At 61.8% G+C, this 23,237-nt stretch carries 22 protein-coding genes; 6 read left to right on the top strand and 16 right to left on the bottom strand.

From position 1 onward, the window contains the following. Positions 1-137: 137 nt before the first annotated feature. From B7O88_RS14835 to B7O88_RS14760, 16 genes are all read right to left on the bottom strand, one after another. Complete coding sequence (locus B7O88_RS14835) at positions 138-737, bottom strand: hypothetical protein (protein ID WP_088277041.1); 600 nt, start codon at positions 735-737, stop codon at positions 138-140. A gap of 86 nt (positions 738-823) precedes the next feature. After that, the gene (locus B7O88_RS14830; RefSeq protein WP_088277039.1) at positions 824-1,015 is read right to left on the bottom strand and encodes a 4-oxalocrotonate tautomerase; all 192 of its coding nucleotides are present in this window, start codon (positions 1,013-1,015) and stop codon (positions 824-826) included. A gap of 10 nt (positions 1,016-1,025) precedes the next feature. Next, complete coding sequence (gene dmpH, locus B7O88_RS14825; protein ID WP_088277037.1) at positions 1,026-1,829, bottom strand: 2-oxo-3-hexenedioate decarboxylase; 804 nt, start codon at positions 1,827-1,829, stop codon at positions 1,026-1,028. Further along, positions 1,826-2,860, bottom strand: coding sequence for a 4-hydroxy-2-oxovalerate aldolase (gene dmpG, locus B7O88_RS14820; protein WP_088277035.1), 1,035 nt, complete (start codon positions 2,858-2,860; stop codon positions 1,826-1,828). Before dmpG ends, dmpH begins: the two co-directional genes overlap by 4 nt. 10 nt (positions 2,861-2,870) lie before the next feature. Continuing rightward, positions 2,871-3,809 carry an acetaldehyde dehydrogenase (acetylating) gene (locus B7O88_RS14815; protein ID WP_088277033.1) on the bottom strand — a complete coding sequence of 313 codons (939 nt, stop codon included), beginning with the start codon at positions 3,807-3,809 and terminating at the stop codon, positions 2,871-2,873. Positions 3,810-3,873: 64 nt separating this feature from the next. Next, entirely contained in the window at positions 3,874-4,659 is a 786-nt protein-coding gene (gene dmpE, locus B7O88_RS14810; RefSeq protein ID WP_088277031.1) for a 2-oxopent-4-enoate hydratase, read from the bottom strand. 2 nt (positions 4,660-4,661) lie between these two features. Further along, entirely contained in the window at positions 4,662-5,516 is an 855-nt protein-coding gene (locus B7O88_RS14805; protein WP_088277029.1) for an alpha/beta fold hydrolase, read from the bottom strand. Between the two features lie 7 nt (positions 5,517-5,523). Beyond that, a complete protein-coding gene (locus tag B7O88_RS14800; protein WP_088277027.1) occupies positions 5,524-6,984 on the bottom strand; it encodes a 2-hydroxymuconic semialdehyde dehydrogenase in 1,461 nt (486 codons plus the stop codon). Between the two features lie 26 nt (positions 6,985-7,010). Beyond that, positions 7,011-7,934 (bottom strand): catechol 2,3-dioxygenase, encoded by a 924-nt coding sequence (locus tag B7O88_RS14795; RefSeq protein ID WP_088277025.1) that lies wholly within the window; start codon positions 7,932-7,934, stop codon positions 7,011-7,013. Then, on the bottom strand, positions 7,934-8,263 hold the full coding sequence (locus B7O88_RS14790; protein ID WP_088277023.1) for a 2Fe-2S iron-sulfur cluster-binding protein: 330 nt from the start codon (positions 8,261-8,263) through the stop codon (positions 7,934-7,936). Before B7O88_RS14790 ends, B7O88_RS14795 begins: the two co-directional genes overlap by 1 nt. Before the next feature lie 99 nt (positions 8,264-8,362). Next, positions 8,363-9,424 (bottom strand): NADH:ubiquinone reductase (Na(+)-transporting) subunit F, encoded by a 1,062-nt coding sequence (locus B7O88_RS14785; RefSeq protein WP_088277021.1) that lies wholly within the window; start codon positions 9,422-9,424, stop codon positions 8,363-8,365. Between the two features lie 10 nt (positions 9,425-9,434). Further along, the gene (locus B7O88_RS14780) at positions 9,435-9,794 is read right to left on the bottom strand and encodes a phenol hydroxylase subunit P4 (protein ID WP_088277019.1); all 360 of its coding nucleotides are present in this window, start codon (positions 9,792-9,794) and stop codon (positions 9,435-9,437) included. Positions 9,795-9,856: 62 nt separating this feature from the next. Beyond that, positions 9,857-11,401, bottom strand: a complete 1,545-nt coding sequence (locus B7O88_RS14775; protein WP_088277017.1) for an aromatic/alkene/methane monooxygenase hydroxylase/oxygenase subunit alpha — start codon at positions 11,399-11,401, stop codon at positions 9,857-9,859. 10 nt (positions 11,402-11,411) lie between these two features. Continuing rightward, on the bottom strand, positions 11,412-11,684 hold the full coding sequence (locus tag B7O88_RS14770) for an MmoB/DmpM family protein (protein WP_088277015.1): 273 nt from the start codon (positions 11,682-11,684) through the stop codon (positions 11,412-11,414). After that, the gene (locus tag B7O88_RS14765) at positions 11,681-12,682 is read right to left on the bottom strand and encodes an aromatic/alkene monooxygenase hydroxylase subunit beta (RefSeq protein WP_088277013.1); all 1,002 of its coding nucleotides are present in this window, start codon (positions 12,680-12,682) and stop codon (positions 11,681-11,683) included. Before B7O88_RS14765 ends, B7O88_RS14770 begins: the two co-directional genes overlap by 4 nt. Positions 12,683-12,727: 45 nt before the next feature. Then, positions 12,728-12,979, bottom strand: coding sequence for a phenol hydroxylase subunit (locus tag B7O88_RS14760; RefSeq protein WP_088277011.1), 252 nt, complete (start codon positions 12,977-12,979; stop codon positions 12,728-12,730). Between the two features lie 365 nt (positions 12,980-13,344). Between B7O88_RS14760 and B7O88_RS14755 the strand changes: the two genes are divergently transcribed. From B7O88_RS14755 to B7O88_RS14730, 6 genes are all read left to right on the top strand, one after another. Further along, positions 13,345-15,060 carry a sigma-54-dependent Fis family transcriptional regulator gene (locus B7O88_RS14755; protein ID WP_088277009.1) on the top strand — a complete coding sequence of 572 codons (1,716 nt, stop codon included), beginning with the start codon at positions 13,345-13,347 and terminating at the stop codon, positions 15,058-15,060. A gap of 373 nt (positions 15,061-15,433) precedes the next feature. Continuing rightward, entirely contained in the window at positions 15,434-16,357 is a 924-nt protein-coding gene (locus B7O88_RS14750; protein WP_216359014.1) for a WD40/YVTN/BNR-like repeat-containing protein, read from the top strand. A 9-nt stretch (positions 16,358-16,366) separates the two neighbouring features. Beyond that, on the top strand, positions 16,367-18,832 hold the full coding sequence (locus tag B7O88_RS14745; RefSeq protein WP_088277004.1) for an efflux RND transporter permease subunit: 2,466 nt from the start codon (positions 16,367-16,369) through the stop codon (positions 18,830-18,832). Between the two features lie 13 nt (positions 18,833-18,845). Beyond that, positions 18,846-20,735: a DUF1302 family protein gene (locus tag B7O88_RS14740; protein WP_088277002.1), complete on the top strand. Its 1,890-nt coding sequence runs from the start codon at positions 18,846-18,848 to the stop codon at positions 20,733-20,735. A 13-nt stretch (positions 20,736-20,748) separates the two neighbouring features. Further along, positions 20,749-22,068 carry a DUF1329 domain-containing protein gene (locus tag B7O88_RS14735; RefSeq protein WP_088277000.1) on the top strand — a complete coding sequence of 440 codons (1,320 nt, stop codon included), beginning with the start codon at positions 20,749-20,751 and terminating at the stop codon, positions 22,066-22,068. A 316-nt stretch (positions 22,069-22,384) separates the two neighbouring features. Continuing rightward, positions 22,385-23,101 carry a hypothetical protein gene (locus B7O88_RS14730; RefSeq protein WP_088276998.1) on the top strand — a complete coding sequence of 239 codons (717 nt, stop codon included), beginning with the start codon at positions 22,385-22,387 and terminating at the stop codon, positions 23,099-23,101. Positions 23,102-23,237 lie beyond the last annotated feature (136 nt).

Here is a 23,237-nt window from a genome sequence, read left to right as displayed (position 1 = left end):
GCCACACCAGCGCGTCTAAACGATCAGGGTCGATGGAAAGTTGTTTCTCTCTCTATCGGCAGAAGGGCTGGGGTCAGACTTGACGTCAGGGACGGCCAAGTCTGGGCCTGCCTCTGGCAACGCTCAAGATTCGTTAATCAACTCATCCAGCCGAAACCAACCAGCGCGCGGCGCGCATCGTCCAGATCAAAGCCGACGAGGCGCTCGGGTAATCGCATGCCGGCCAACCCCAGGGCTGCCTGCAGCAGGCAAAGCGTTCCGATTCCGGGCTGGTCGTTACCGCCGCCAGCGTTGAACCCGGTGACAACCTGACGCCACTGATGTTGTTCAATCCACGACGACATCAGGTCAAGCCAGGAGGAGTCGTACAGCGACTTCAGGTGCTGGCCCCCGTCAACGCGATCCAGACACACCAGCAGCGTACCTTTCTCGCGCCAGTCGCTCAGTGCCTGGCCAATACCGCTGTAACCCGGCTCTTCAAAGGTTGCGCCCAACCGCAGTTCGATGCATTCGCCGGCAAAGTCGCCAAACAGTTCTGCGGCAATCTGGTCCAGCGGTGAGCTGGCGCTGCGCTGCACCGATGCGCGAACACCTCGGCTTGAAAGCCCTTCGGCCAGGGCTGACAAGCGCTCGCCATCCGTGCCGCTGCCGATCAGTTGCAGCCTGTCATCCTGATCGGCAATCGTGATAAACAGCACTGCCTCCGGCGTTGCACCAGAGGCAAGCAACCGGGCCATCAAGGGCCCCCTGCCCGGATCTGCCTGCCGTTCTTCTCGGCAGGACAGAAACAGCACGGGCAGGGGCGGTCTTTGCGCTGACGCCACTAGCGACGCACCTTGCTGGCCGGCTCACCACCAATGCCGAAGTGCGACTTGGGCATTTCACTGATGATCACCCGAACGCTCGGCAGGGGCGCATCCAGCGCCCGGACAATGGCCTCGCTCACTTCGCGAATCAGCGCTTCCTTCTGCTCGTCGCTGCGCCCTTCCAGAATATGAATCTGTGCAATCGGCATGGCATGCTCCTTAAATGAATCGGCAAGTGACGCTACCCAGCCCCTGGTAGCGCACGCTGATATTGTCGCCTGCTTCGACGGTAATGGCCGCGGTGATACCGCCGGTCATGATGAAGCTGCCGGCCGGGATGTGTTCGCCGCGCTCGGCCAGCAGATTGGCCAGCATGGCGACGCTCGACGCCGGGTGGCCGAGGACCGCGGCGCCGGCACCGACATCAACCACTTCGCCGTTCTTCTCCACCACAACGCCAACGTTTTTCAGGTCAACGTCCTCGACATTGGCCATCATGCCGCCGGTGATAAAGCGCGTTGAGGAGGCGTTGTCGGCCACCACACTGATCAGGTCGAACTTGAAGTTCTCGTAGCGCGAGTCAATCACCTCGACCGTCGGCACCACATAATCGGTCGCCGCGAGCACATCGCCAATGTGGCAACCCGGGCCCTTGAGCGGCGCCTTGGTCACAAAGGAGATTTCCGCCTCGATCTTCGGGTGGATCAGCTCGCTGGTGTCCACCACGCCGCCGTCGGGCACACTGAAATAGTCGGCCAGGAAGCCGTAGATCGGGGTTTCCACGCCCATCTGCGCCATTTTTGCCCAGGAGGTCAGACCCATCTTCAAGCCGACGACCTTGTTGCCGCGAGCCTCCTTGCGCCGGCGGATTTCCCACTGGATATCGTAGGCATCGGCGAAGGTCATCTGCGGGTAGTCGTTGGTGATCTTGTGGATGTCGTGCGCCTGCAGCTCTGCGTTCTCGATGTGCTCGGCCAGTGCCAGTACCTGCTCGGGCGTCAGGGTGCGTTTCTGCTCTTTCATGCCGACTGCTCCTGTTTTTTCAGCAGATCCAGTGCTACATCCACGATCATGTCTTCCTGGCCGCCGACCATGCGGCGCCTGCCCAGTTCGACCAGGATGTCGACCGTTTTCAGGCCGTATTTCTGCGCCGCCACCTCGGAGTGACGCAAGAAGCTGGAGTAGACGCCGGCATAGCCCAGCGCCAGGGTTTCGCGGTCAACCCGCACCGGGCGATCCTGCAGCGGGCGAACGATATCATCGGCCGCATCCATCAGGGTGTAGAGGTCGGTACCGTGCTCCCAGCCCAGTCGTTCGGCGGCGGCGATAAACACTTCCAGCGGCGCGTTACCGGCGCCGGCGCCCATGCCGGCCAGGCTGGCGTCGATGCGGTCACAGCCCTCTTCCACCGCGGCAATCGAGTTGGCGACACCCAGGCTCAGGTTGTGGTGGGCGTGCATGCCGGTCTGGGTTTCCGGCTTGAGTACATCCTTCAGCGCGCGGAAGCGGTCACGGATATCCTGCATGCCCATGGCGCCGCCGGAGTCGACTACATACAGACAGGTGGCGCCGTAGTCCTCCATCAGCTTGGCCTGCTGCGCCAGGCCCTGCGGGGTCTGCATGTGGCTCATCATCAGAAATCCGACGGTATCCATGCCCAGCTTGCGGGCATGCTCGATGTGCTGCTTGGAGACGTCGGCCTCGGTGCAGTGCGTGGCGACCCGCACGATGCGTGCCCCGGCGCTGTAGGCGTTGTCCAGGTCATGGGTGGTACCGATACCGGGCAGCAGCAGGGTGGCGATTTGCGAGTGGGTGATCACTTCGGCTACCGCCTCGATCCACTCCAGGTCGGTGTGGGCACCAAAGCCGTAGTTGAAACTGGAGCCCTGCAGGCCGTCACCGTGGGCCACTTCGATGGAGTCGACCTTGGCCTTGTCCAGTGCGCGGGCGATGTCCTGCACGTTCTTGATCGAGTACTGGTGGCGAATCGCATGGCTGCCGTCACGCAGGGTGACGTCGGAGATATAGAGTTTCTTGCCGGGATTGAATGTCATGGTCGTGTCCTCAGGCCAGGTTCATCGACTGCGCCATGCGCTCGGCGGTCGCCAGCGCCGCAGAGGTCATGATGTCGAGGTTTCCGGCGTAGGCCGGCAGGTAATGGGCGGCACCTTCGACTTCCAGGAAGATCGAGGTTTTCAGCCCGCTCAGGTGGCCAAGGCCCGGTACGTTCAGCGGCTGCTCCGGCGGGATCACGTCGAACTGCACCTTCTGCTTGAGGCGGTAACCCGGCACGTAGCTGTTGACCGCCTGCACCATTTCCTCGACCGAGGCTTCAACGGCGGCCTGATCGGCCAGTTCACTGAGCACATAGACGGTATCGCGCATGATCAGCGGCGGCTCGGCCGGGTTCATGATGATGATCGCCTTGCCGCGACGGGCACCGCCGATCACTTCAATCGCCTTGGAGGTGGTTTCGGTGAATTCATCAATGTTGGCGCGGGTGCCCGGGCCGGCGGATCGTGAGGAAATCGATGCGACGATTTCGCCGTAGTGCACCTTGGCCACACGCGAGACCGCAGCCACCATCGGGATGGTCGCCTGACCGCCACAGGTGACCATGTTGACGTTGGTCTCGTTGATGTTCTGTTCCAGGTTTACGACCGGCACGCAGTAGGGGCCGATGGCCGCCGGGGTCAGATCGATGATGCGCAGGCCCGGCTTGTGACCGCGCAGCAGCACTTCGTTGTGCCTGTGGGCACCGGCCGAAGTGGCATCAAAGATAAAGTCGATGTCGGCAAATTCCGGCATCTTGACCAGCCCATCCACCCCTTCGTGGGTGGTGGCCACGCCCATGCGCGCAGCACGCGCCAGGCCATCGGAGTCGGGGTCGATACCGACCATGGCACCCATGGCGATATGCTGACTGTTACGCAAAATCTTGATCATCAGGTCGGTGCCGATGTTGCCCGAGCCGATGATCGCGGCTTTCAGTTTCTTGCTCATTGTCTTTTCCCTCTCTGGGAATAATCCGCTGTGCAGGCGTGACCGCGGGGCCACGCCCGTCGAGTCACACGAAACGCACGCTGGCCGTGCCCATACCGCCAATGCTGACCTGCATGAAATCACCGGCCTTGACCGGCTCAAGCGGTACCAGCGAGCCGGACAGGATGACCTCCCCGGCTTTCAGCGAAATACCGAAACGCCCGAGGGTGTTGGCCAGCCAGGCAACGCAGTTGACCGGTGAGCCCAGCGCCGCAGCGCCTGCGCCGGTACTGATGATCTGGCCGTTCTTTTCCACCACCATGCCGCAGGTCACCAGATCGACCTTGCGCGGCGATACCGCCTGGTCACCCAGCACGAACAGCCCGCAGGAGGCGTTGTCGGCGACCGTGTCCTGAATCGCGATCTTCCAGTCCTGGATACGTGAATCGACGATCTCGAAGCACGGCATCACGCATTCGGTTGCCGCCAGTACATCGGCGTTGGTGACCCCGGGGCCGGTGAGGTCGCGCTTGAGAATGAAGGCAATCTCGCCTTCGGCGCGCGGCTGCATCAGCTTTTCGCTGATCGGCATGGCTTCACCGCTGTTGTAGACCATGGCATCGGTCAGGTAGCCAAAATCGGGCTGGTGCACATTGAGCATGTTCTGCACCGCCTTGCTGGTAACGCCGATCTTCTTGCCGATCACCCGCTCACCGGCGTCCAGCCGGTTCTGCAGCATGCGCAGCGAGATGTGGTAGGCATCGTCGATGCTGATATCAAAGCCGCGACTGGTCAGCGGGCTGACCGCCTCGCGCTTGAGCATTGCCTGGTACAGCTCGTCACCAAGCTGATTGATCTGAGACTGATCCATGGTCAAAGCACTCCTGAAGCGCTGTCGGCTTCGCTGAGAAAATCTTCCACCAGCCGCGCAAAGCGACCGGCATGTTCGATCTGGGTCCAGTGGCCGCAATGGCCGTAGACATGCAACTGGGCATTGGGAATCAGCTGCGCCAGCTGCAGTGAGGCCTGCAACGGGATGACCTGATCCTCGCGCCCATGGATAACCAGCGTCTCGTGTTGCACGGCGCGGATATCCGCCTCGTTGCTGGCCAGACCGTCGACCCAGCGCTGACGCGGCGCCGGGAACATCTGCGCAAAGGACTCCTGGAACCCGGGGCGGATACTGGCCTGGTAACGCAGCTCGGCCAGTTCGTCGGTAACCAGAGCGCGGTCGTAGGCAAAGGTATCCATCAGGCTGCGCATGGTCTGGAAGGACGGCTCATAGCCCCAGACCCGATCCAGCCCGTCGGTAATCGGGAAGCTCACGCCAACGCTGCCCATCAGCACCAGCCGGCGCACCCGCTGCGGATAGCGAATGGCGAGCGCCAGCGCGATACCGCCGCCAAACGAGTTACCCACCAGATCGGCCTGTTCGATACCCAGTGTATCGAGCACGCCGATGGCATGCTCGACCCAGACATCGCGCTGATAATCCGGGTTGGCCGGGCGCTCGCTGTAACCGAAGCCCAGCATGTCGGGCGCAATGACCCGGCGCTGCCTGGCCAGCTCGGGCATCACCAGACGCCAGTTGGCCCAGGCGGTAACGCCCGGCCCGGAGCCGTGAATCAGCATCAGCGGGAAGCCTTCGCCATGCTCATGCACGTTGGTCTGGTAACCGCCGGCGGTAATGCTGCGGCCCAGCTCGGGACTCTCTACTGCAACATTCATGAGCACCTCACAACTTCACGCAGATATTTTTCATTTCGGTGTAGAACTCGAGCGAATGCACCCCGCCCTCGCGACCGATGCCAGACTGTTTGCTGCCGCCAAAGGCGGTACGCAGATCACGCAGGAACCAGCTGTTGACCCAGACAATGCCGGCCTCCAGCTGACCGGCGACCCGGTGCGCACGGGTGACGTTCTCGGTCCAGATGGCCGAGGCCAGGCCATAGGGCAGGCTGTTGGCCAGGGCCACGGCTTCTTCCTCGCTGTCAAACGGACGGACATGGCAACAGGGGCCGAAGATCTCTTCGGTGACCACGGCCGAGTCGTCCTTGAGGCCGGTCCAGATGGTCGGCTGCACCCAGGCGCCGTGGGCCAGCTCTGCCGGCATGTCCGGCACGCCGCCGCCGGTAATCACGGTTGCCCCGTCCTCAACGGCTTTCTGGTAGTAGGACAGCACCTTCTCGCGGTGCTTGAGGCTGATCAGCGGACCAAAGTTGCTGGTGGCATCGTCCGGCGGGCCCAGCACCAGTTGCTCGGCACCGGCTTTCAGGCGCGCGACAAACTCGTCGAAGATCGGCCGCTGAACGTAGACCCGCTCGGTGCCCAGACACACCTGACCGCAGTTGGCAAAGGCCGAGCGCAGCGTGCCCTCGATCGCCTTGTCCATGTCGCAGTCGGCAAACACGATGCCGGCATTCTTGCCACCCAGCTCAAGGGACACCTGACGCACGCCGTTGGCGGCCGCCTTCATGATGGTTTCGCCGGTGCCGGTCTCGCCGGTGAAGGTGTAGGCATCCACATCCGGATGTTCGGTCAGAAAGGCGCCGGCCGAGTTACCGCCAAAACCGTGCACCACGTTGTAGACCCCATCCGGCACCCCGGCCTGCTGCATGACCTCACCCAGCAGCGCAGTGGTGGTCGGCGTCTCCTCGGAGGGTTTGACCACTACGGTATTGCCGCAGGCCAGTGCCGGGCCGACCTTCCAGGTCATCAGCAGCAGCGGCAGGTTCCACGGACTGATCACACCGATCACGCCCTTAGGCCGGCGAACCGCGTAGTTGAGCGCACCGGCGCCGTCCGGCGTGGCCATCTCGAATGCCTCGGCGGCGACATTCTTTACCAGGTCGGCGAATACCTTGAAGTTGGCGGCGCCACGCGGTATGTCGATATGGCTGGCCAGTGAGCGCGGCTTGCCGGTATCCAGGCACTCGGCTTCGAGGAACTCGTCAAAGCGCGCCGTGATGCCATCGGCAACCCGGTGCAGGATGGCCGTGCGCTCCTCGACCGACATACGGCCCCAGGGCCCTTTCAGCGCCGCCCGCGCTGCGCGCACGGCGGCATCGACTTCCTCGCGCCCGGCTTCATGCACCTTGCTCAGCACCCTGCCGTTGGCCGGGTTGATATTGTCGAACAGACGACCGCTGGCCGAGCCGACGTACGCGCCGTTGATGTAATGCTTGATTTCTTTCATGGCTAAACAGCTCCCGCCAAAGTGGGTCAGGTCAGTACGGTGAGGAAACGCTCATTGAGCTGACGGTCGTGGTAGAAAATCGCCTTGCCCAGCTGTTCGGCTGCCCAGGTCACCGGTTTGTGGTCCGGATAGTTGTAGTCACCGCCGCAGAACACCTCGTTGCGGTTGCCGGAGGGGTCGAAGAAGTAGATGGTCTTGCCGTGGGTCAGGCCGTGGCGAGTCGGTCCGATGTCGATCGAGGTATCGGTCATGCTGATCAGGTCGGCGGCGCGCAGCACGTCCTCCCAGGTTTCGAGGAAGAACGAGGCGTGATGAAACTTGCCCTTCTCGGGATGCATGATGAAGGCCACGTCATGCGCTTTGGTCGAGATACTGAGGAACTGGGCGATGCGGTCGCCGTTCTCGTCCAGCACCTGCTCGGCCAGGTAAAACCCGAGCACATTGACGAACAGATCGTAGGTGGCCGCCAGCTCATCGCCATACATCAGGCAGTGGTCGAAACGCACCGCGCGCATGCCCTTGAGGTCCATTGGCCAGGCCTCCGGGTTGACCTCGGTGACACCCCACTTGCCGGTATATTCCTTCTCGGCATAGAGCTCAAACGTGTGCCCGCTGGGGGCGACAAAGCGAATGCGGCGGCCACAGCCGCGCAACTCGCCGGCCGGAATGTGCTCGACCGGGCAGCCCCAGGCGAGCAGGTCCTGCTCCAGCTGCACCAGCGTTGCCTCGTCCACCACCTTGAAGCCCATGAAATCCATGCCGGGTTCATCGGACGGATTGAGCACCAGCGAGAACTTGTCGACTTCGGTCCAGGCTTTCAGGTAAATCCGGCCCTGCTCGTCACGGTCGGTTTCGATCAGGCCGACCAGGTCGCGATAGTGTTTCAGGGCGGCTTCGGCATCCAGTACCCGGATCTGCACGTGACCGGGACGCATCACACCTTTTCTCATCACATCACCTCATTGGAATTGTTGTTGGTGCCTGCCAGCTCGGGCGCTGGCCGATATTCAAAGCTCAGGTCACTGCGCGGATAGACCCGACAGGCCAGTACCCGTCCGCAGCGGCGCGATGCCTCGTCTACATGTTTTTTACTCATGGGCCCGCAGCTGAACTCGCCGCTGACCACCTGGACCTTGCACAGGCCGCAGCCACCGCCGCGGCAGCCCACCGGAATGCAGCGCTTGCCGGCCAGCTCCATCGCCTTGAGCAGCGAGTGATCGCTTGCGCAGTTGAAGCGCAGGCCTCTGACCAGCTCGGTCATTTCGAATGTGTCAGTCATCGTTGTTATTCTCGACTGCCGTTCGTTTGCTCACGTGAGAGCCCTTTCACCTGTCACTGCGGCAATGCGCAGCCGGGGGCCGGCTTTCACGTCCCGGATTCAGATCCGCTTGAATAGCGCCGAGCGCTGGGTGTCCTCTGCACCGTCGGCGGCGGTGTAGAAACGCTCCATGAAGATGTCGCGCTCAAACAGCCGGCCCTGCATCAGGGCGGTAATAGCCGCATCGATCATCGGCGGCGGGCCGCACAGGTAGGCCTTGTGACCGGCAAAACGGCCGTCAAAGTGCGCCTTGGCAGCGTCGTGCACATAGCCACGGAAGCCCTGCCACTCGCTGTCATCGGCCGCCTGGCTGAGCGCCGGTACGTAGGTGAAATTGGCGTGGCTGGCAGCCAGTTGCTCGAACAGCTCGGCGTTGTAGAGTTCGCTGCGGTTGCGCGCGCCCTGAAACAGGGTGATCTGGCGGCTGTCGCCCTGCTCCAGCAGGTCGAGAATCATCGACTGCGGGCTGGACAGCCCCGAGCCGCCGGCAATAAAGATCAGATCGCCCGGCTGCGAGTTGCGCACAAAGAACATGCCGTAGGGTCCGGACAGCGACAGCTGATCACCCACCTTCAGTTGCTGATGGATGTAGCCGGTGGCTGCGCCACCTTCGACCAGCCGCACATGCAGCTCGACCTCGTCCGGCCGGCTCGGCGGATTGGCCAGCGAGAACGCACGGCTGCCCTCAATGCCCGGCAGTTCCAGGTTGATGTACTGGCCAGCCTGAAACTGCATCGCGCGATCCAGCTTCAGGCGCACGCCCAAAATGGTCGGTGACAGTGGCAGCAGTTCGCTGACCGTGGCCCGGTAGTCCTCTACCGAATAGCCCTCGAAGTCTTCATCCACATCGATATCGGCTTCGATGGTCACATCGCTCTGCACCGTGGCGCAGCAGGCCAGCACCTTGCCTTCGTCGCGCTCGACATCCATCAGCGCGAACGGCGAGGCCTCGCCGATATCCACGTCGCCCTCCAGCACCTGCACCTTGCAGGTCGCGCAGGTGCCGTGGCCGCAGGCGAACGGCAGCCAGACACCCTGACGCAGCGCGGCCTGGAGGATGGTCTGGTCTTCCTCGACCTCAATCTGTTCGCCGGTCGGCTCAATCGTGACTGTATAGCTCATGACCGCCTCCTCAGATTGCGCCGCCGGCGATACCGTCAAGGCCGGGCACGCGCAGGGTCAGCAGCGCTTTGTGCGCCACCCCGTTCTGCGCCAGGCTGAGCGCAGGGTCCGGGCTGAACGGCTGATTGTTGAGCTGCCACTGGGCCTGGCCAAAGTCCAGGCCGGCGGCCTGCGGGTGGGCGGCAATGGCCGGGCGCACAACCTGCTCGCAGAACTCGCCCATGCTCATCTCGGGCGACGCCAGAAAGGCAAACGGCGAACAGAACAGCAGATGGTTCGGCCAGTACAGATAGACCAGTTGCATGCCATTGAAGTTGGCCTGCAGGTCACGCGGTTCGGCGCTGTATTGATAAAGGGCTTTAACGCTCATGGAGATCACCTTGTTCTTGTTGTCGCCCCGACCTGTCGGTCGGGGCCGGGTGTTGTGAAAGGTCAGGCGGCGTCCCGGGAGTCGTCATCGCCCCCGAGCGGCCGATTGCCCTTGATCGCCTGCCAGCGCTGGTGATCCGGCGAACCCACGTAGTCGAAATTGTCCTGGCCGATATTGATGTGGTAGTACTTCGAGACCACGGTCTCGACGTCTGCCCCCTCGCAGTTGCCCTGATAGATCTGGTGCACCGGCAACCAGGACTGGATGTACTTCTCGGGCTCGTACTTGAAAATGTCGCAGCAGCCATCCGAGCAGAAGTGATAACGCTCGCCCTCGTGCTCCAGTGTGCGCAGGCTCAGCTGGGTCGGATCGCCGTGCTCGGTGAACAGGGTCGGCACCTGGCACACCTGGCACAGTTGCGGCAGGGTGTTGTTGTAGAAACGCTCACCCTTGTCCTGCATCTTCTGCCAGTGCTCGAAGCGCGGGCGGTAGTACTTGTCGAAGGTGTCCGGGTACTGCTCGGACAGCCAGTCCATTTCCGCGGCACTGGGCAACCAGGTATGGAAGTTGGTGGCGTGGCTGTACTGATAGAAGGTCGACCACAGCTGATGGCTGATGTGGTTCTTGCCGTCGTTGGCCACGTCCTGATACTTGGGCGGGCGAATGCCGTAACGCTCCAGATCCTTGAACAGGGCGCCGCCGTTCTGCTCGTAATAGACCTCCCACGCATCCTTCCAGGACATCACCTTGTTGGGCAGCATGTAGTCCATCATCATGCTGACCAGGCTCAGCAGGCGGTAACCGCGCCAGAACCACTTGTCGATCCAGTGCTGCACGATCGGCACGTTGTCCTCGTGCTGCTCGAGCATGAACTTGATGACCTCAAGGCCCAGAGTCATGTGACGGGCCTCGTCCGATTGCGCCGAGAAGCCGAAGGTCACGGTGGCCATATCGCCGTTGTACGCCGCGCCGGACATGAACGGCACGAACAGCAGGTTGGTCAGCACATATTCGAACGAGAACGAAATGGCCGTCAGAAACTCGAACGGGCCAGCCGAGCGAGCGTCGTCAAAGAACGACTTGGGCACCGACAGGAACCAGACCCGGTCGTGCATGTGGGCAAAATCGTGCAGGCCGTTGAAGTGCTTGTTGTAGTGGCTCATGGCGTGCAGCTGGGTCTGCACGTGACGCAGCTCATCAATCGACTGCATCTGGCAGGCTACCCGCGCACCGGCACCGCTGAAATGCCGGCCAACCTTGGCGTAGCCCTGAAACGCGCCATATTCCAGCGGCGAAACACCGGTCAGAAACAGCTTGAGGGCGTTGACGTAGCGCGCATCGGAAATATTCTGGTGGCCGTTGTTCTGGGCGAACGCGTCGAAGATGGCGTACAGCTTCTTCTCTTTCTCGGCCTGATACTTCCAGTAGGCATCCATGGTCAGGCGGAAGGGATCCTCCCACTTGTCCCAGTCGGTGATCTTGATCCCCTCGAAGCGTTCGTAGGGGAAGATATCTTCCTTCTTCTGGTAGCTCGGTTCCCAGGCCATGTCGCGGGTCAGGTACTGGTACTTGTCTTTGAGGCTGAGCTTCTTGTTCTTGGTAGCCATGAGGGGTCTCCTAGTTTTTCCACTCGAGGATGAAGTGGTCTTCATCCTCATCCACGTTGCCGCCGATGCTGATCACGTCCAGGAGCATTTCCTGCACGTCCCACTCGCGACCGATCTTTTCCTCAACCGTGGCACGGTTGATTACCAGGCGCTTTTCAGCCTGGATGCGGATCATGGCCGGGTGGTGCTGCACTTCGGCGTGGGGGTTGTCTTCGGCAATCGCCTCTACCAGGTAGCGGGCGTTGTCGTTGTCCTGAAAAACGATGAAGGCGAGCTGGCTCATGCGGCGACCTCCTCGGCGACCAAGCCGAGCTTCTTCAGCCGCTGGTCGAATTGGCCAACCACCTCGTCCAGCGCTGCGACACCGACGCTGGCGTTGGCGAGCGGCTGCAGGGCAGCGATGACCCGCGGCTGCCAGTGGGCAATCCAGCGCTGCAGCTGCTCGGCATTGGCATCACTTTCCGCGCGCACGGTCTTGAGCATGGCATCGACCCAGCGGCAGGATTCGGCGTGCCAGTCACGCATGAACTCGGTGAGCATCGAGACATCCTCGGCCCCCTGCTCCGCCAGCCACTGATCGAACTTGTGATACATCAGCGGGTACAGCAGGCCATCGATCAGCAGGTTCTGCAGTACGGTCAGCTCGAACCAGTCCTTGACCACCAGACTGTCCTCAACCAGCTTGCGCAGCGGCTGCCAGAGTACGTCTTCCATCCAGTAGGTCTTCGAGCGATCCAGAGCCTCGCCGGTGCTGCCGTCGATCAGCAGGGCAATGCGCGACAGGTACTGGCCCATGCCCAGGCGGTCCATGGCCTGATAGATGTGCATCTGGGTGACCGTGCCGGCCACCGCATCGCCAGCGATGCTGCTGTTGTTCATGTTGGCGCCCAGCTCCATATGGCGCAGCGGCACCAGCAGACGCAGCAAAGTTTCCTGCAGCGCCTCCGGCATGCGGGTCAGCAGATTGCGCTTGTCGCAGAAGCTGAAGCTGTGCTCGGCGGCCTCCTGCATCTTGGCGCGGTTCTGCACGTAGGCACCGTAAAAGAACTGGCGCGGATCGCTTACCGCGTACCAGTCGGCCATGCGGATGGCAGTGCGGGTCGGGTCATTCAGACCGTGCTCGGCATCCCACAGGGGGCGGTAATGGAAGTTGGTGGTCGCCTCGATATCGAAGCTGGCTTCCTGATAGCGCGAGGCAGGCTTGTCGCCAAAGCGGCGCTTGATGTTGCTGTAGGTGTGCCGAATCGGCTCCACCGAGTTGGTTTTGATTTCAATGCTCATGACAACCGTACCGTTTTGTTTTTGTAGGGGTGTGTCGGATCGGAATCAGCGCTGGCCTTTCTCGCCGAAGCGCCACTTCACCATGTCCTCGTCAACCTGACGGGCCATGGCCTCATCCATGTGAACAACCTGGTTGTGTTTGCAGAACTGAACGAAAGCGTCTTTCGGAAGCACCAGTTCGACGAACAGATCGGGGTGACCGATGGCAAAGTCGAACTCGACAAAGCGGGCGTCCGGTTCGCTGCGTACCCGAATCCAGCGGGTCATCTGGTCAAAGCTTTGGGCGGTCTGGCTCATAGGGCTTCACCGTGCTTGTTGTTGTGAGCAGACCTACAGCAACGGCTATGCCAGCCAGCGATAACGGCGCGAAATAAGAATTCAACCAATTGATATTCAAGACTTTTTATTTTTTCCCATTGATAAACTGCCTCACCGGAAACGCTCGGCAGCGGGGGGAATCGCGAAGGGAATTTGATGATTTGATGAAACAGCGCTGCGCATGTCAGCAAATGCTCACCCAGCGCGACGCCCCCTTTGGCCAATTAATCATTTGGTTGATTTTTAACCGCAGACAGCGTCAAGATGCCGAGACACTCAGCGCGTCACAGCATGTTGTGAGACAGCGCAAAACGCCCAACAAAAACAACAGGGGCTAATGCATCATGGCGACCAGCTACAAGCCGCACCTGCAGTATTCGGACTATCACGATCTGACCGAGCAGATCCGCTTTCAGAGCACGGACGGCAAAATCTGGTTTGCCGAGCAGCGCATGCTGCTGATGCAGGTGTCCGCCATGGCCAGCTTCCGGCGTGAGCTGGTAAACACCCTCGGTATCGAGCGCGCCAAGGGCTTCTTTCTGCGCATGGGCTACCAGTCGGGACTCAAGGATGCCGAGCTGGCTCGCAAACTCAGGCCACACAACAACGAACTCGATATATTCCTCGTCGGTCCGCAGCTGCATTCACTCAAGGGCATGGTCAAGGTCAAGCCAATCCAGATTGATCTTGACCACCAGAAGGGCCACTTCTATGGCGAGCTGGAGTGGGTAGACTCGTTCGAGGTCGAGATTTGCCAGACGGAATTGGGGCTGATGCATGAACCCGCCTGCTGGTCGTTGCTGGGCTATGCCTGTGCCTACAGCTCCTCATTCATGCGGCGTGAAATCATCTTCCGCGAAGTCAGCTGCCGCGGCTGCGGCGATGAGCGCTGCCTGATCGTCGGCAAGCCGGCGGAGGAATGGGATGACGCGGAGCAGTTCAAAAGCTACTTCAGGGAAGACCCCATTATCGAGGAGCTTTACGACCTGCAATCGCGGCTGAGTTCGCTGCAAAACGACCTGGATCAGCAGGAAGGTCAGTACTACGGCATCGGCCAGTCGAGCGCCTACAAAAAGGTCTGCCAGACCATCGACAAGGCCGCCAAGGGCAAGGTCTCGGTGCTGCTGCTGGGCGAGACCGGCGTTGGCAAGGAGGTGATTGCCCGCAGTGTGCATCAACGCAGCGAGCGCGCCGACAAGCCGTTCGTGGCCGTCAACTGCGCCGCCATCCCGCCCGATCTGATCGAGGCAGAACTGTTCGGCGTTGAAAAAGGCGCCTACACCGGTGCTCACCAGGCACGTGCCGGCCGTTTTGAACGGGCCAATGGCGGAACCATCTTTCTCGACGAGGTGATCGAACTGCCGCCAAGGGCCCAGGCCACCCTGCTGCGCGTGCTGCAGGAAGGTGAACTGGAGCGGGTAGGTGACTCGCATACCCGCAAGATCGATGTGCGGGTGATTGCCGCCACCAACGAAAGCCTGGCCGATGCCGTCGAAAAGGGGCGCTTCCGAGCCGACCTGTACTACCGCCTGAATGTGTTCCCGGTTCAGATTCCGCCACTGCGGGAGCGGCAGGAGGACATTCCGCTGCTGGCCGAGCACTTCCTGCGCAAATCGCACCATGCCTACCAGAAGCGCACCCTGGGGCTGTCGGACAAGGCGCTGGAGCTGTGCCTGAACTACCACTGGCCAGGCAATATCCGCGAACTGGAAAACGTCATCGAACGCGGCGTGATTCTGACCGACAGCAACGAGAGCATCAGCCAGGACGCGCTGTTCGCAGTCAGCCCGGAGATTATCGAGACATCCTGCGATGACCGTCTGAACGATTTCGGCACCATCGTCCATGGCAGCGACATTGCCACCGGAGGCGACTGGGTATCACAGATTCTGACCTCCGGCGTCAGCCTGGAAGAGGTCGAAAACAGTCTCATGCGTCGCGCCATGGAGGACGCCGGCCAAAACGTATCCGAGGCCGCCAGGAGGCTGGGGCTGACACGCCCGGCGCTGGCATATCGGCTGAAGAAGTCCGGCATTCTGGAAGAGAGCGAACAGCACTAGCCCGGCAGCGACTACCCGCCCGAATAGCTCCTTGCACCGGGCAAGGAGCGCCCTCTCACCCGTCAGAGCAACCCAGTCCGAACCCGCGCTTTACCAAATCAGCAAGCCCCGCCTGCACTTTTATCAATTGATCAAATTACCCTGCCCGAAACGCAGCTTGGTTCCCGCGCAAAAACCACCAACCAATAAAAAACCGTTACCAATCAGCCAGTTGGAATTATGCGAAAGCGCTGGCACAGCGCTTGCTACCGAGCCTCTGTCGCTCCGTGAATAAAAATAAAACCCTGATTGGTGACATACCATGTTTGACATACCAACACCTCTCCGAGGTGCGCCGGGTCGTCGGCATCTGCTTGCCGGACTGGCTTGCTCGATGCTCCTGACCGGCTGCGAGGCGCCGCTGAATCTGGACGCGGTAGAGCGCCAGCACAGCGAAGCCCTGCAACGCACCGACTTCTACCAGGCCATGGCCAGCAATGGTGAAACCACCCTCATCGTCGGTAACGATGGCGTGGTGCTGCGCAGCAGTGATCAGGGCACCAGCTGGCAACGCCAGCCGCTACCGACCAGCATGAGTCTGGTCGATCTGGATGTGTGTCCGGACCGCAGTTTCATCGCCCTGAGTTTCGACAACCAGCTCTGGCACGGCAGCCCGGATGCCAGCCAGTGGAGCAGCCACTCACTGCCCAGCAGCGAGCAGATGATGGCAACCGCCTGCGCGCCGGACGGCAGCTGGTGGGCGGTCGGCAGTTTCAGCACCCTGCAGCACAGTGCAGACCAGGGCGCCAGCTGGGACGAATCCAGTCTGGATGAGGACGCCATTCTCACTACCCTGCAGTTCATCGACGCCGAGCACGCCGTGGTAACCGGCGAATACGGACTGGTCTATCAAAGCCGCGACGCCGGGATCAGCTGGGAGCCGGCCGGCAGCCTGCCTGACGAGTTCTACCCCCACGCCAGCTTCTTCCGCGACCTCGATGAAGGCTGGGTCGGTGGGCTGAACGGCTTCATCTGGCACACCCGCGATGCCGGAGAAACCTGGCGCAAGCAGCCCAGCGGCACCGAAGCGCCGATCTTCGGCTTTGTCAGTGATGGCAACGCACTCTATGCCCTCGGCGAAAACACCACCGTACTCAACCTGCACGGCAGCCGCTGGCAGCCGCTGGCCACGCCCAATCAGCCCCTGTATCTGCGTGCCGGTCTGCTCGTGCCCGAGCAGCATCTGCTGGCGGCCGGCGGGCGCGGCACGCTGCTGAATATTCAACTCCCAAAGGCCCTGGCGGCCAGCGCTGACTGAGGAACCGACATGTCTGGATTACATCGTTTTACCCATGCCATGCACGGTCTTGAGGTGTGGATGTTCAACAATCCACGCAAGGTGCTGGCCGCCATCGCCCTGCTGACCCTGCTGTTTGCGCTGCGCATACCGGGGCTGAAAATCTATACCGACTTTGCCGATCTGCTGCCGCAGGAACACCCCTATATCGAGCTGCACAACAGCATCAAGGACAGCTTCGGCGGGGCCAACGTGCTGGTCGTGGGCGTCGCCTTCGACAACGGTGACATTTTCTCCAACGCCAACCTGGCCACCATTGACCGGGTCACCCAGGCCGTCGACAACCTGCCCGGCGTCAACCACAACCTGGTGACCAGCGTCACCCACCGCAACTCGCGCAAGATCTGGCTGACCGAGGTCGGCTCGATCAACTCCGAGCCCTACTTTGACGCGCAAAACGGCAACTACAGCGATGAGCAACTAGCGCAGATGCGCGCGGATGTAGCCGCCAACCCGCGCATCTACGGCCCGCTGGTGTCCTCCGACTTCAAGATGGCGCTGGTCAAGGCGCAACTGATCGAAGGCCAGCTCGACTACGCCGCCACCTTCGCCCAGTTGCAGGCCCTGCGCGAGGCGGAAAGCGGCAATGGCGTCACCCTGTATGCCACCGGCCAGCCGGTGCTGGTGGGCTGGGCCTACACCTACATGGACCAGATTCTGCAGATCTTCATCTTTACCGTGCTGATCATGCTGTCGCTGCTGGTGTTCCATTTCCGCAAGGCCTACGGGGTGCTGATTCCCCTTGGCGGCGTGCTGATCTCGACCATCTGGGGTCTGGGCATCATCAGCCTGCTGGGCTTCAACCTGGATCCGCTGGGGCTGGTTATTCCCTTCCTGATTGCCGCGCGGGCGATGAGCCACGGGGTGCAACTGGTCGAGCGCTACTACGCCGAGGTGCGTGTTCTTGGCAACGGCCCGAAAGCGGCCAGGGCGACCTTTGACAGCCTGTTCCGCCCGGGCTCGCTTGGCGTGGTCTCCGACGCCGTAGGCCTGTCGCTGATCGCCATCGGCTCCATTGCCCTGAATACCAAGCTGGGCGTCTATGCCTCGCTGTGGGCGATGACCGTGATCCTGACCGTGCTGATTGGCGTACCGCTGCTGCTGTCGATCCTGCCGACACCGAAAAACCCCGAGATCAAGGAAACCTTCCTGCGCCATATCGGCGCCACCTGTGCCCGCACCGTCAGCCGTCCGGGCGCGGCGCGGGTCGTGCTTGGCGCTGCCGCGCTGGCCATTGCCCTGGGTCTGGTCGCCGCCTCCCAGGTACGTATCGGCGACTCGGAGCCGGGTTCACCCATCCTCTACCCCGACCACGACTACAACCTGTCGTCCAAGGAAGTGAATGACCGCTTCCCCGGCTCCGAAGAGCTGTACATCATCGCCGAACACGCCGAGAAAGGCGGGCTGAAAAAACCCGAGGTACTGCGCGCCCTGCAAGACTTGCAGGCGCACATGCTGGCCGATCCGGCGGTCGGTGGCAGCAAGGGTTTGCCGGACCTGATCAAGCAGGTCAACCGGCTGATGCACAACGACGATCCACGCTGGTTCCAGATCCCCCATGAAGCGGACTACGTCGGCGGGCTGATGTTTACCTATATGGCGTCGAGCCCGATTCCCGGGGCGTTGAACGAGTTCAACGATACCGACGATCGCATCGCCAACCTGGTGTTCTACTACAAGGATCGCCAGGGCGAGACCATCCGTCGTGCCATTCACATGGCGCGCGAATGGATCGCCGAACACGACGGCCAGGTTGAAGGCCTGACCATCCGGCTGGCCGGCGGCACCCTCGGCGTTGCCGCGGCCATGAACGAGTCGGCCTTCGAAACCAATCTGGTCGTGCTGCCGTTGGTATTTCTGCTGATCTTCGCCTTCGTGATGCTGTTCTACACCTCTTGGCACGCCGGGCTGATGATGCTGCTGGCGATGACCTTCGCGACCACCCTTACCTACGCCTACATGGGCCTGGCCGGACTCAACATCGACATCAACACCGTGCCGGTCATCGCCGTCGGCATTGGTGTGGGCATCGACTACTCGATCTACATGATGGACCGCATCCGCGAGGAAATGGCCAAGAGCGGCAGGCTGGTGGATGCCGTTCGCCAGGCGATCGCCACCACCGGCATGGCCATCAGTTTCACCGCCGTCACCCTGATGGCCGGCATCGTCATGTGGGTGTTGCTGTCGGACCTGCGCTTCCAGTCCGACGCGGCAATGCTGCTGTGCGTGATGATCGTCATCAACGGCCTGGCCGCCATGCTGCTGGTGCCCTCCTGGGTGCTGGTGATGCGCCCGCGCTTCATCACCGATGTCTACGCCGACGAGGATGGCATCCTGCATGCCGATCGCCCGGCAGCCAGTGCCCCGCAGCCTGTCGGGGCGCTGATAACGGGGCAGGCTGAGTTCGACTCGTCCTGCCCTATCCCACTGTAATGAGGAACTGCCAATGCAAACAAAAATAAAAGGCCTCGGACGCTGGAGCCTCGCTCTGGCGAGTGGCACCGGGCTGTTGCTGAGCCCGCTCAGCGCTGCGATCGCCAGTGAGGAAACCGAGATAACCGGCTTCTACGAGAACGCGACCTACGTGCGTGACTCCGCCGGGCTGTCGAAATTTCGCAACACGGTGCAGATCAACGCCGAGCGCGAGTTCGGCGAACTCGGCATCTTCAGCAACGTTTCCTGGAACGGCGTATTTCGTGGCAGCTACGACGGGGTCTACGACCTCAACAGCAGCGAGTACGGCCGCAGCGCCGGCGGCAGCATTCGCCTGGAGAACACCAGCGGTTTCGGCGGCAGCACCAGTGTGCCCCACGGTGGCGGTCTGCAATTGCCCAACACCTTCAATGTGGCCGATCACCCCAACAAGGGCATGATTGTGCTCGGCGAGAACCTGCACAGCACCAGCGGCGGCGTCGCCTTCGGCGTCCCGGTGCGGCCCTGTGATGTCGACAGCCGCGGCTGTATCAACGGCTACCTGGATCAGGACACCAACGACCTGCGCTTCTCCGAGTTCAATGACCGGCTCGACTTCATTCGCGAACTGTACGTCGACTTCGACTACAGCTTCGACAACGGCCATATCCTCAGCACCCGCCTGGGCAAACAACAGGTCATCTGGGGCCGCACCGACCTGTTCCGGGTGCTGGACGTCATCAACCCGGTCGACTTCTCGCGCAACAATATTTACGACGAGCTGGAAGACATCCGCATCCCGATGTGGATCGTCAAATCCGACTACCGCATGGGCGCCGGCGACATCTTCGACGACCTGAACGTCTCCTTCGTCTGGAACTTCGACCGCTTCCGTCCGCACAACATCGGCCAATGCGGTTCGCCCAACGTGATTCTCGACGCGGGTTGCTTCTTCCGCGGCATGAACACACTCTGGGAGCACGGCGGCACCGTCGCCAACTTCGCCAATGGCTCGATTGCGACCGACTTCGGCCCCGGCCAGATCGGTATCCGCGAGGCGCACATGCCTGACTGGAGCCTGTCCAACACCCAGTTCGGCATCAAGCTTGAAGGTGTCTATCGCGACCTTGGCTTCTCGCTCAACGCCCTCACCTATCGCAGCCAGCTGCCCTCGCTGCGCGGCGGTATTCCGGCGCAGAACGGGTTCACCGGTGAGACCGGCATCTGGCCCTACCTGATCGCGTTCGACATCCACTTCCCCCGCGTCAACCTGATCGGCGGCTCGCTGGACTACTACGCCCAGGCGCTGGATACCGTGTTCCGCGTCGAACTCGCCCACACCGAAGGGGAAGAGTTCGCCAACACCATGCAGACCCGTTTGTTCTCGGAGAGCAACGTCACCCGCTATGTGGTCGGTGCCGACAAGAACATCTTCCTGCCGTGGCTCAACAGCCGCCGCGCCTTCCTGTTCTCGGGTCAGATCTTTGGCCAGCACATCCACGAGTACCAGAGTGAGCGTCGGGCCCTGGGCCGGGTCGGCATGCCGGACTGGAAAGCCAACTGGATCGGCACCCTGCTGGTCAAGGGCTGGTGGATGAATGACCGATTGAGCCCGCAACTGCTGGCTGCGCATGACTTCCGCGCCGGCGCCACCACCATCGCACCGAGCATCGAATGGCTGGTCAGCGACAACCTGCGGGTCATCGGGGGCGCCAACCTGAAGGTCGGCAGCGGTGCCAACAAGTTCGATGACTGCCGCACCTGCAACCCCTGGGATCCCTTCACCGCCGCCTATCCGGGCCACCCCGAAGGTTTCAGCCTGGGGCTGACCGGTTATGAGCCGCTGGGTCGCTTCCGCGCCGGCCCGCTGGGCATGGCCAAAAACCAGGACGAACTGCAACTGACCGTCCGCTACAGCTTCTGATTCGGAGAACAGCATGAACAACAACAAGCACACCCGTATCCTGGCCGGCGTACTGACGGCACTGGCGATTGCCTGCACCGCGCAGGCCCAGGCCGATGTCGTCGACAACAGCTTCTATCCCTATCGTGAGTCCGCGCCCAGCGCACCGGGGCTCACCACCGGCATGACCATCAATCAGGCCAACGTTGCCCAGTTCCGGGACATCATCGACCCGGCGTTCTACAACTTCATCGAACAGGGCTGGGTTGAAATCAAGGTCGGCGAGACCACCTCCTTCGACCTTCATCCCAACTACGTGGAAGCCAGCCGGGCGGGTCTAGGCAACGTCAGTCTGGGTGCCAAGCCCGGCGAGCTGAACGGCTGGCAGGCCGGACGGCCATTCCCGGAAGAGCCGGATGCCAACGATCCGCGTGCCGGCGAGAAACTCGCCTGGAATTACAAGTACGGCTACAACTGGGGCGACAGCGCCGCCATCTACCCGTTCTACTGGAAGTATCGGGACATGAACACCGACAAGGTTGAGCGCACCATCAAGTTCAACTTTCACTTCCTGAACTTCACCGGCCGGGTCAATCAGGAGCCGCTGCCGGCGATCACGCCCAACCCGTCGGAGCTGTTCCGCGGTATCTACGTGCAGGTGCTCGAGCCGCATGATGTGCGCAACACCCAACTGCTCATCCACCGTGCCATGGACGACCTCAAGCGCGACAACTCCTGGCTGTATCTGGGCTTTCAGCGCCGCGTACGCCGCCTGGCCACCGGTCAGGTCACCGACGCCTTCCTGGGTTCCGATCTGATGATCGAAGACTTCGAGGGCTACAACGGCCGTATTTCCGACATGAACTGGGCCTACAAGGGCACCCGTTACATGCTCATGCCCTTCTACAACCACAACGAGCTGCAACTCGATACCGAAACCCATCAGGACAGCGACGGTTATCAGGTCGTGGCGTTCTCCGGCAAGGGCGGTTGCTTCCCGAACATCACCTGGCAGCTGCGCAAGGTCTACGAAGTGGAGGCCACCCCGGTCGACGGCAGCCACCCGCTGTCCCGCCGCGTGCACTTCATGGATGCCCAGACCTTCACCATCCCGCGCACCGTGGCCTATGACCGCAAGGGCAGCATGTGGAAAACCTTCACCATCGGCCAGGCCCACCCGGACCACCACCTGCCTGCCAACCAGGGCAGTGGCGTATCCATTGACGACAGCTTCAGCATGATCGACGTACAGGCCATGCACTGCACCACCGGCCAATTCAAGGGCCAGGTCGACCCCAGCCTGAGCACCCCGGACATGTTCAGCGTTCAGCACATGCGCGCCACCGGGAACTGATCAGCAACACCGGCACTGCTCCGTATTAAGCCCGCGCAACGCGGGCTTTTTTTGGTTTATTACGGCATGGCGGTGAGTAGACGACGCTCATCCCGCAGACGCTGCTCCGCCTCGCCCAAGTACTCACGGCCCGATAACCAGTCAGCATCTATCAACTGCACCTGCTCCCGCCGAGCGCTCGAATCGGGTAGAGTGCGCGCTGCGTCAGGTAGACCCGCTTTGCCATTGCCTTTGCAGCACGCCAGCAGCACTGCAGGAAGGACCTCTGGAACGACGCAAATCCACGACGGAGCCCCATTCAGGAGAATATGGAAAGATGAAGAACAACCGCATCCACGCAGGCCTGCTGAGCCTGATCGCCGCCGGCATGCTGGCCGCCAGTCAGGCTCAGGCATTTGGTCTGGACTCGCTGAAGGCCGCCGCAGGCGCAGCGCTGAACACAGCAGCGCAAGGTGGCGAAGCCGCCGGTGCCGAAAACCTGGCCCAGCAGCAGGATCTGCTGATGCAGCGCTTCAACGCGAGCATGAACAACATGCTGATGGCCCAGGCCAAAACCCTGGAAGCGACGGGGCAAACCGACATCGCCAGTCGCACGCTGGCTGCGGCCGCCAACTATGCACAGGGGGCAAACACGGACACGGCATCGATCGCCGCTGACACCGAGCTGACCAGCAGCAACCAGGCACTGATTCAGGGCCTGCTCGCACAGGGCGGCACACTGAGCGGGGCAAACCGCAGCACGCTGGCCGAGGCCATTCCCTTCTACCAGAACGGTCTGAAGGAAGGCTCGCTGCTGAGCGGCGCGTTCCAGAGCTGGCTGGACAGCGCCAAGGGCAGTGCCGGCTCGCTGCTGTCCAACCCGATGGCCGCCGGTGAGCTGACCCGCAGCATCAGTGAGGCCAGCTCCGTGGCCCGCAATCTGCCCAGCCTGATCAACGCCTGGAGCGGCACCAGCCAGTCGTTCCTGAGCCTGGCCAACGCCAATCAGGTGGACGCCGGCCAGCTGCGGTCGATCCTCGCCGCGCTCAACTGAGCGCCTTCAGGTCTTGTCCGGACGCGCCATGCGTCCGGTCAGGACCTGATCCTGCCGTTGCAGACTGTCGCCCCGGCGACAGATTCCTTCCTGCCTGTCTCCCTATGGTGAACGCCCGGCCGGGCCAGTCGCGGCA

Source organism: Halopseudomonas aestusnigri (genome assembly GCF_002197985.1).
Taxonomy (GTDB): Bacteria; Pseudomonadota; Gammaproteobacteria; order Pseudomonadales; family Pseudomonadaceae; genus Halopseudomonas; species Halopseudomonas aestusnigri.
This window is presented reverse-complemented; position numbering and strand designations above follow the sequence as displayed.

What these genes read in the sequence shown, in the direction of transcription:
- B7O88_RS14835 (WP_088277041.1), bottom strand. Translation starts at nt 737, where the DNA reads ATGGCCCGGTTGCTTGCCTCTGGTGCAACGCCGGAGGCAGTGCTGTTT.
- B7O88_RS14795 (WP_088277025.1), bottom strand. Translation starts at nt 7,934, where the DNA reads ATGAGAAAAGGTGTGATGCGTCCCGGTCACGTGCAGATCCGGGTACTG.
- dmpH (WP_088277037.1), bottom strand. Translation starts at nt 1,829, where the DNA reads ATGAAAGAGCAGAAACGCACCCTGACGCCCGAGCAGGTACTGGCACTG.
- B7O88_RS14760 (WP_088277011.1), bottom strand. Translation starts at nt 12,979, where the DNA reads ATGAGCCAGACCGCCCAAAGCTTTGACCAGATGACCCGCTGGATTCGG.
- B7O88_RS14830 (WP_088277039.1), bottom strand. Translation starts at nt 1,015, where the DNA reads ATGCCGATTGCACAGATTCATATTCTGGAAGGGCGCAGCGACGAGCAG.
- B7O88_RS14745 (WP_088277004.1), top strand. Translation starts at nt 16,367, where the DNA reads ATGTCTGGATTACATCGTTTTACCCATGCCATGCACGGTCTTGAGGTG.
- dmpE (WP_088277031.1), bottom strand. Translation starts at nt 4,659, where the DNA reads ATGGATCAGTCTCAGATCAATCAGCTTGGTGACGAGCTGTACCAGGCA.
- B7O88_RS14770 (WP_088277015.1), bottom strand. Translation starts at nt 11,684, where the DNA reads ATGAGCCAGCTCGCCTTCATCGTTTTTCAGGACAACGACAACGCCCGC.
- B7O88_RS14815 (WP_088277033.1), bottom strand. Translation starts at nt 3,809, where the DNA reads ATGAGCAAGAAACTGAAAGCCGCGATCATCGGCTCGGGCAACATCGGC.
- B7O88_RS14765 (WP_088277013.1), bottom strand. Translation starts at nt 12,682, where the DNA reads ATGAGCATTGAAATCAAAACCAACTCGGTGGAGCCGATTCGGCACACC.
- B7O88_RS14740 (WP_088277002.1), top strand. Translation starts at nt 18,846, where the DNA reads ATGCAAACAAAAATAAAAGGCCTCGGACGCTGGAGCCTCGCTCTGGCG.
- B7O88_RS14785 (WP_088277021.1), bottom strand. Translation starts at nt 9,424, where the DNA reads ATGAGCTATACAGTCACGATTGAGCCGACCGGCGAACAGATTGAGGTC.
- B7O88_RS14730 (WP_088276998.1), top strand. Translation starts at nt 22,385, where the DNA reads ATGAAGAACAACCGCATCCACGCAGGCCTGCTGAGCCTGATCGCCGCC.
- B7O88_RS14800 (WP_088277027.1), bottom strand. Translation starts at nt 6,984, where the DNA reads ATGAAAGAAATCAAGCATTACATCAACGGCGCGTACGTCGGCTCGGCC.
- B7O88_RS14750 (WP_216359014.1), top strand. Translation starts at nt 15,434, where the DNA reads ATGCTCCTGACCGGCTGCGAGGCGCCGCTGAATCTGGACGCGGTAGAG.
- B7O88_RS14805 (WP_088277029.1), bottom strand. Translation starts at nt 5,516, where the DNA reads ATGAATGTTGCAGTAGAGAGTCCCGAGCTGGGCCGCAGCATTACCGCC.
- B7O88_RS14735 (WP_088277000.1), top strand. Translation starts at nt 20,749, where the DNA reads ATGAACAACAACAAGCACACCCGTATCCTGGCCGGCGTACTGACGGCA.
- dmpG (WP_088277035.1), bottom strand. Translation starts at nt 2,860, where the DNA reads ATGACATTCAATCCCGGCAAGAAACTCTATATCTCCGACGTCACCCTG.
- B7O88_RS14780 (WP_088277019.1), bottom strand. Translation starts at nt 9,794, where the DNA reads ATGAGCGTTAAAGCCCTTTATCAATACAGCGCCGAACCGCGTGACCTG.
- B7O88_RS14775 (WP_088277017.1), bottom strand. Translation starts at nt 11,401, where the DNA reads ATGGCTACCAAGAACAAGAAGCTCAGCCTCAAAGACAAGTACCAGTAC.
- B7O88_RS14790 (WP_088277023.1), bottom strand. Translation starts at nt 8,263, where the DNA reads ATGACTGACACATTCGAAATGACCGAGCTGGTCAGAGGCCTGCGCTTC.
- B7O88_RS14755 (WP_088277009.1), top strand. Translation starts at nt 13,345, where the DNA reads ATGGCGACCAGCTACAAGCCGCACCTGCAGTATTCGGACTATCACGAT.